At 38.1% G+C, this 6,918-nt stretch carries 5 protein-coding genes and 2 pseudogenes; 1 reads left to right on the top strand and 6 read right to left on the bottom strand.

Going from position 1 to position 6,918, the window contains the following annotated elements:
• Both B6A32_RS16260 and B6A32_RS16255 read right to left on the bottom strand, forming a co-directional pair.
• Positions 1-226, bottom strand: a pseudogene (locus B6A32_RS16260) (transposase); the annotation flags it as partial.
• A gap of 282 nt (positions 227-508) precedes the next feature.
• A pseudogene (locus B6A32_RS16255) lies at positions 509-886 on the bottom strand (group II intron maturase-specific domain-containing protein); the annotation flags it as partial.
• A 208-nt stretch (positions 887-1,094) separates the two neighbouring features.
• Here B6A32_RS16255 and B6A32_RS16250 point away from each other — a divergent pair.
• The gene (locus B6A32_RS16250; RefSeq protein ID WP_233131451.1) at positions 1,095-1,682 is read left to right on the top strand and encodes a YbjQ family protein; all 588 of its coding nucleotides are present in this window, start codon (positions 1,095-1,097) and stop codon (positions 1,680-1,682) included.
• A 373-nt stretch (positions 1,683-2,055) separates the two neighbouring features.
• On the opposite strand, the gene B6A32_RS16245 is transcribed toward B6A32_RS16250, so the two are convergent.
• The 4 genes from B6A32_RS16245 to B6A32_RS16230 form a co-directional block, all read right to left on the bottom strand.
• Positions 2,056-3,606 (bottom strand): cryptochrome/photolyase family protein, encoded by a 1,551-nt coding sequence (locus B6A32_RS16245; RefSeq protein WP_085305967.1) that lies wholly within the window; start codon positions 3,604-3,606, stop codon positions 2,056-2,058.
• A gap of 92 nt (positions 3,607-3,698) precedes the next feature.
• Entirely contained in the window at positions 3,699-3,851 is a 153-nt protein-coding gene (locus B6A32_RS16240; RefSeq protein ID WP_085305966.1) for a DUF2256 domain-containing protein, read from the bottom strand.
• A 15-nt stretch (positions 3,852-3,866) separates the two neighbouring features.
• On the bottom strand, positions 3,867-5,462 hold the full coding sequence (locus B6A32_RS16235; protein ID WP_233131450.1) for a cryptochrome/deoxyribodipyrimidine photo-lyase family protein: 1,596 nt from the start codon (positions 5,460-5,462) through the stop codon (positions 3,867-3,869).
• A complete protein-coding gene (locus tag B6A32_RS16230; RefSeq protein ID WP_085305965.1) occupies positions 5,452-6,807 on the bottom strand; it encodes a DASH family cryptochrome in 1,356 nt (451 codons plus the stop codon). The genes B6A32_RS16235 and B6A32_RS16230 overlap by 11 nt, the downstream gene beginning before the upstream one ends.
• Between the last annotated feature and the right edge of the window lie 111 nt (positions 6,808-6,918).

Below are 6,918 nucleotides of genomic sequence, written 5' to 3'. Positions count from 1 at the left end.
GAACGAGGTGTAAGTGATTATTCATCACAGCATGAGCACAAATATCAATGGCAAACACCTGAGCTAATTGAAATATACGCTTTTCAATCCAGCTACGCCTGTGCTCATAACTAACGCCGGTTTCTTTGTCAACACCGCATAAAAAGGCCTTGCGAACGGTGCGACTACAAATATGATAATTCGGCGTATCGGTTAAACTGATTTGTTGAGAACGAGGTTTAGGCATAATAATCACCACATTTAAAATTGTGAACTAAGTGTAGTTTACTCATAAAAATATGAACAAGTTATTATGGGTGGCTTAATAAGGAGTCTCCCAAAAATTAATCCCAATTTGGGTAAGTGTAGTGCTAGGTATTTTGGCTCTAGCAATAATTTTTATAACTACATTTAAAGCCAATATGGAAAATTGGGAATGTGAAGCAATCGACGTATAAATCGAGTAGCCGGAGGTTTCTCCCCTCCAGCCCCACACCACCCTGCATGCGGCTCCGCACAGGGCGGTTCATTAACCATGATGGATTTTAATCCAGATATCCCTTAGTGACACTAAGCCTGCCTTAGCTAAATATTCGTTGCTTAATGCTAAGTTTATTCCTTTAGTTTTCGCACTACGCCAAACACCTTTTCTTGTCGCTCCACAGCTCAGCGCTAATGCGAGTGGAACACCGCGTTTTAATAGATTTTTCACTTTGGTTCTTGGCATGTGCCATTGTCGCCAATAACACATGCGTATTCTTCGACGGATCCATTGATCTAAATCGACACATAACTGATAACCGTTTGCTATCAGGAAATAGTTTCCCCATCCTCGTAGGCATCGGTTAAGGCTAGCAATTTGTTTACTCATCGCAATCCCCCAATTTCTGTTCGTTAACGCTCGCACACAAGTTATTATGGGTGGCCTAATAAGGAGTCGCTCAATAAGGAGTCATTATGGGTGGCTCAATAAGGAGTCAAACGGACAAAAACAGTTGGCTTTTGCTCGTACCTCGCTTATTTTAGCTAACAATTTTATTGCCGCTTATCAAAGCGTTGGTACGTGCAAAAGTTTGGACGTAAATGTCTATAAACTACTTAAAGGAATATTAGTTATGTCAGAGTTATTTACTTGTCCGAAGTGCAAAGAAAAAAACAACATGCTAGAACCTGCCTGTTGGAGGTGCGTAAGACCTTTCACTGAAAGTGAAAAATATGATTTCTTTGTTCAAGCCAAGAAAAGCGAAGAAAGAAAAGAACTAATAGCTTCCCTTACTCCAGAGCAGCAATATATAGAAAATATTAAACTAGCAAAAGAAACTACCGATTGGTCAGAGGTTTCAGAAGAAGACATTGAAAAAGAATCAAACAAAATTATTTTAACAACATCATTTGTTGTAGCTCAACAAGATATAAAGCATGAAGTAGACGTTATTACTGCTGAAGTAGTTTATGGAATGAATATCTTTAAGGATTTATTTTCGTCCGTTCGAGATATCGTTGGGGGAAGAAGTAATGCGACCCAAAATGTATTAAGAGATGCCCGAAAGGTTGTTATGAGAGAGTTAAGAAAAGAAGCTTTATTGATTGGTGCCGATGCTGTTATTTCTATAGATTTAGATTACCAAGAATTATCTGGTGGTGGTAAAAATGGAATGTTAATGGTTGTAGCTTCTGGTACAGCGGTTACTTTAGTGTCATAAAAGACAGCTAATATGCAAAGCATATATAACAACACGCCCTGAGGCGAACAACAAGTAAAATTAGCATTCTAAGATGAAGAAACTGGCCGCTATGACCTGAAATCAGTCCATGAAACATATAGTTATTTGTAGTTAAAACTCCCCCCTAATGTGTTTATAAATTAACAAAAGCTAATGTCGGCTATTGGCTACCTGCTGTCGTAAACCTAACAAACAGCTAATGCTGACTGAGTGAAAGTTGTGAACATTATTACTGGTGGTAAACCTAATGTTATTCAGCGGTCACAGTTAATGTTATTAGGTGACAGTGTTGATGAAAATTCCCGGCAGCCCTGATGTAACTCTTCACAATTAAACGAAGAAAAAATTAGTGCTATATCTCATTTAAATTATTCAACAACTCAGCTGCTTTCTGTCTTATTTCTTGTTTTTGTTCAGGTGCCATTTTATCCCAATTACGAACGGGGAAACTCATTCTCTGGTTGTTCGAGAACTGGTCGTAATTATGATCAATAAAGTTCCAGTACAAACTATTCAGTGGGCATGCGTTTGGGCCAATTTTTTCTTTCACGTTATATTGACAGCCCTTGCAGTAGTCACTCATTTTATTCACATAGTTACCGCTTGCTGCGTATGGCTTTGTGGCAATCCAACCACCGTCAGCAAAAAGTGCCATACTGCGGGTATTTGGTAGCTCTACCCATTCAATAGCATCTATGTATATGCCTAAATACCACTCATCTACTTGGTTTGGCGATATTCCTGCTAGCAGAGCAAAGTTACCGGTGATCATTAAGCGTTGAATATGGTGTGCATAGGCGTGATCTAGTGATTGTGTTATTGCACTTTTTAAGCACAACATTTTAGTTTCACCATGCCAAAAGAAGTCAGGTAAGTCTCGATTAGCAGCTAAAAAATTTTGCTCGGCGTAATCAGGCATATTTAACCAATACATACCCCTAACGTATTCTCGCCAACCTAAAATTTGGCGTATAAAGCCTTCAATTTGAGCTAGCGTTATAGCGCCTTCTGATTTTTCATAGGTGTTAAGAGCAGTTTCAATAACCTCTATAGGACTTAACATTTTACAGTTAAGTGAAAAACTCAGCCGTGAATGATATAGACTCCAAGCGTAAGGCGAAGCGATAGTCATAGCATCTTGAAAATTACCAAAATTAGCTAATTGATACCGACAAAAAAAGTCTAACAACGACAATGACTGCTCACGATTGATAGGGTAAGGCACAGTAGAAGCTTGCTGACCAATAGTCGTAATTTTATGATCTTTTATTCGCTGTAAATATTCACTAGCGTCGTTATCGAAGACCAATGGCTTTGGAATAGCTTTAAGGTCAGCCTTTTTAAATGACTTCCTATTATTGGCATCAAAATTCCACGCATCACCTTCCGGTTTTGTGCCATTCATCAGAATTGAAAAACGCTTTCGCATATAACGATAAAAGTTTTCCATTCGAACGTGTGTCGATTTTTGAAAATGCTCAGGTAACTCTTCAAATGGTAACAAAAAGTGCTCACTATCGACTTCAACAACATTAAGTGAATGTTGATTTTTCATAGCGTTTAATTGTGCACGCAAACGATATTCATCGGGTCGTTGAAAGGTAAAGCTTTCGCAGCCATAGTTTGATGTTAAGGCCAAAATCAGCGCAGGAAGATCTTGATATTTATCTGTGTCATCTAATGTTAAATAACAAACCTGATGCCCTTCATGTTCAAGATAACGTGCAAAATCAGCCATCGCGGCAAAAAAAGCCGTTATTTTTTGAATATGGTGTTTAGCGTAGTTAGCTTCTTGATGCAGCTCAGCTATTACATAGACAACATTGGCATCAACATGCTCAAACCAACTATGCTTAGCATTTAACTGATCACCCAATAAAAGTCTGAGCTGCTTGGCCTTCATAAATCACCCTTATAATATTAATTTATTATTTCAATTTCTACGGAGCCTAACTAAACCTATTTAGCTCTACTTATCATAACTTCGCCGTACACTTACTTTGCACTATCAGGCTTTAGTTTGTTACGCCTGCATCGTTCAGAACAATAAAGTACGTGCTCCCAACACCCTTGCCATTTTTTACGCCATATAAAATCTCGTTTACAGGTAAGGCACGATTTAGCGGGTAAGAATAATTTTTTATGCATTGATGTTTTCTCTCTCTAACTCATCGCTTTTTTATCTTTTTTGTCTTTCTTGCCTTTTGTTAATAGCGATGCTTTACTCGATTTTTTAGTTCTACGCACATGCTTTGATAAAATACGTTGGCTTTCTTTACTTGTGTCTATTCGCTTTTGAAAGCTCCATAACAAGTCGCGAGCAATTTTCCCAGCTTCGTTTATATCTATTATAGGCAACGGATAATCTACGCCTAATTGGCACTGATAAAGCTGTTGTTCCATAGGCGTTAAGTCCCAAGGTGTGTGGATCATTTCATTTGGTATTTCAGATAAACTCGGCAACCATGTTCTAATAAATGTGCCTTGTGTATCTTTTTCTAATGACTGCTTTACGGGGTTATAGACTCGAATAATGTTAGTACCGGTTACCCCTGACTGCATTTGAAATTGTGGATAATGAATACCTGGCTCAAAGTCGAGAAATAGCTTGGCTAAATGAGTAACACCTAAACGCCAATCGAGTAATAAGTGGTGGCATAGAAAACTAACTAACATTGCTCGCATTCTAAAGTTTATATAGCCAGTTTTTACTAGACATAACATGCATGCATCGACTAACGGATAGCCGGTTTCACCTTGTTGCCATTTTATTAGTCGCTCTTCAATAGTAAGGCCAAGATGAACTTTAGGATAGGTTAACTCGCTATAAGCTTTGTTAACGGGCCGCCACTGCATTTGATGTTCGCTTTCAAATTTTTGTATAAAATGACAATGCCAATGCAAGCGAGAAGCCACTGCATCAAGAGAGCGTTTCCAGCCCTTTTCAGTTCTTTTCAATAAAATGCTTTGGTAAAACTGGCGTACACTGATATTTCCCCAAGCTAAATAAGGCGATAAACGTGAACAACTTTTGCGACTTTCATGTGGTTTCGAAATATCATATTGATAGTTTTTGCCACGCTCAGCAAAGAATGATTGCAACATTTTATGTGCCCATGTTTCACCGCCCTTTAGCATAAACTTGTTCGGCTGAGTCCATGAAACAGGTAAAATAAATTCAGGCAAGCTTGCTAGCTTTTCAGCACTCACTAATCCTGATGATGATAAAACAGCCTGACTCAACTCAGCTTTCATTATTGTTTGCCAATGACTATCCCATTGGTTTCTGTTTTTCATGCCGCGCATTACTGCACCTGTGGCACTTTCAAACCAAGTAATATTCTGTGTTTTACACCAATTTTTTACGTCTTTGTCTCGGTTGAAGGTAGATAATAGCCCTACTTCTTCGTGGCTATATAAATTCGCCACTTTAAAAATTTTCTTAATTTCATTCAAGCCATCTATTGCATCACCATAATAAACATAAACTCTAGTGTTATATGGCGATAGTTGAATATTGAGGTCTTGAATTGATTGCCAAATAAACCGCCAATGTCGCTCTTCATAATGAGGATCATCGATTAATAAAGGTTCAAATGCGTAATATAAAAGTGTTAATCCCGCTTGCGTAGATTCTGCAAGAGGTTCGTGATCGCTTAGTCTTAAATCACGCTTTAACCAAACAATGTTAACGCGGTCTTTGTGCACATTTTCTTGTAGTGTTTGGGCGCCATTAACTAACTGCATTTCAGTTGCCATTATTATGCTTGGCTTGTATTGGCCAATCTGAGGCATCAACAGAGTCTAGTGTTTGGCAGCGAGAAGTTTCGATATTTTCTGTCCACGCAGTTTGATAGACTCGGTCGGGATCAAAAATTTCGCTTTGTTTCTCGATATTAAAATGGCGACCTCCTCTTGGATCAGCCCCAACACCGGCGATATATTGCCAATTACCCCAATTAACCGCAGCATCATAATCTATCAAGCGTTCTTCAAACCAGGCAGCACCATATCGCCAATCAATGCCTAATTCGTTAACAAGGTAACTGGCAACAATTTGGCGACCTCTATTACTTAAATATCCTGTGAGTCGCAGTTCGTTCATACACGCATTGATTAAACTGCTAGGGGTATTTGAAAAACACCATTTGTTAAATCGTTCAGCATAGTAAGTAGTAAGCGGTTTTTGTTCTGAAATGCCTTTAAATTGATAGATTTTCGTTCCCACTTTAAAATGTAGCCATTGAAAGTACTCACGCCATAATATTTCTAAATACAGACATTCTGTCGAGCTATTTTTACCACTAAGTAGCTCATATTGCTTAATATAATTAACTACTTGTCGGGCAGATATACAGCCATAACTTAACCAAGCTGATAACTTGCTGCTATTCTCCCATCCCGCTAAGCTATTTCGAACTTGCTTGTAATTTGACGGTAAAGTAGATGCGAAATATTGTTGAAGGTGTTTTAGACCAGATTGCTCGCCACCATTAAACTTAGCCCCTTGCTTGTTGTTAAATGCTATTACAGGTAACCAACTAGGCTTAAAGTTTGACATTTCAGGCAATGATTCAAACTTGTTAGGTAAAAATTCAATAACAGGTTGCAGATCTATCGAACTGGTTTCAGGTAATATTTTTCTAAACTTTGAATAACTCTCAGGCAGGTTTTCAAGCTCAAAAGGCAATGATTTTTCGCAGAATAAGGTAAATTGCTCTACCAAATTAACACTTATTTGAGGGTGCTTTTCTCTGAACTGGCTAATCAGTCTATTTTCATAGGTACCTGGTAAACGCGTGGTGATAAAGTCTGTAATTTGATATTTATCGCAAAGCTGACATAAGGTAGTTAAGCTATTGCCATATACGATATACAATTGCTGACCCAGTGCTTTTAATTGTTGATCAAGGTCATCTAGGCATCCTTGTAAAAATTTCCATCTAGCATTACCTAAATGTTTTGATTGAAAGTTGCTGGCTTCAAACCACTGTTTATCTACTACAAATACGCAAAGTAATGTTTCAGCTTGGTTAGCCAAATTAAATGCTGCATTGTCATTAATACGCAGATCTTTTGTCATCCAATACAGAGTACGCTTCATTGTTCAAGTTCTTAAGCTTAAAAATTTTTATACGAGCGAAGTAACAGAAGAGATCAAAAAAGGGCTATAAGCATGAAGCTTGAGCATTAAAGTTGAGGCTTTATTAATGGC

The sequence above is a fragment of the Colwellia polaris genome, from assembly GCF_002104515.1.
Taxonomy (GTDB): domain Bacteria; phylum Pseudomonadota; class Gammaproteobacteria; order Enterobacterales; family Alteromonadaceae; genus Cognaticolwellia; species Cognaticolwellia polaris.
This window is presented reverse-complemented; position numbering and strand designations above follow the sequence as displayed.

Bases quoted from the DNA above. Each gene is read 5' to 3' on its own strand.
- B6A32_RS16250 (WP_233131451.1), top strand. From the start codon at position 1,095: ATGTCAGAGTTATTTACTTGTCCGAAGTGCAAAGAAAAAAACAACATG.
- B6A32_RS16245 (WP_085305967.1), bottom strand. From the start codon at position 3,606: ATGAAGGCCAAGCAGCTCAGACTTTTATTGGGTGATCAGTTAAATGCT.
- B6A32_RS16240 (WP_085305966.1), bottom strand. From the start codon at position 3,851: ATGCATAAAAAATTATTCTTACCCGCTAAATCGTGCCTTACCTGTAAA.
- B6A32_RS16235 (WP_233131450.1), bottom strand. From the start codon at position 5,462: ATGGCAACTGAAATGCAGTTAGTTAATGGCGCCCAAACACTACAAGAA.
- B6A32_RS16230 (WP_085305965.1), bottom strand. From the start codon at position 6,807: ATGAAGCGTACTCTGTATTGGATGACAAAAGATCTGCGTATTAATGAC.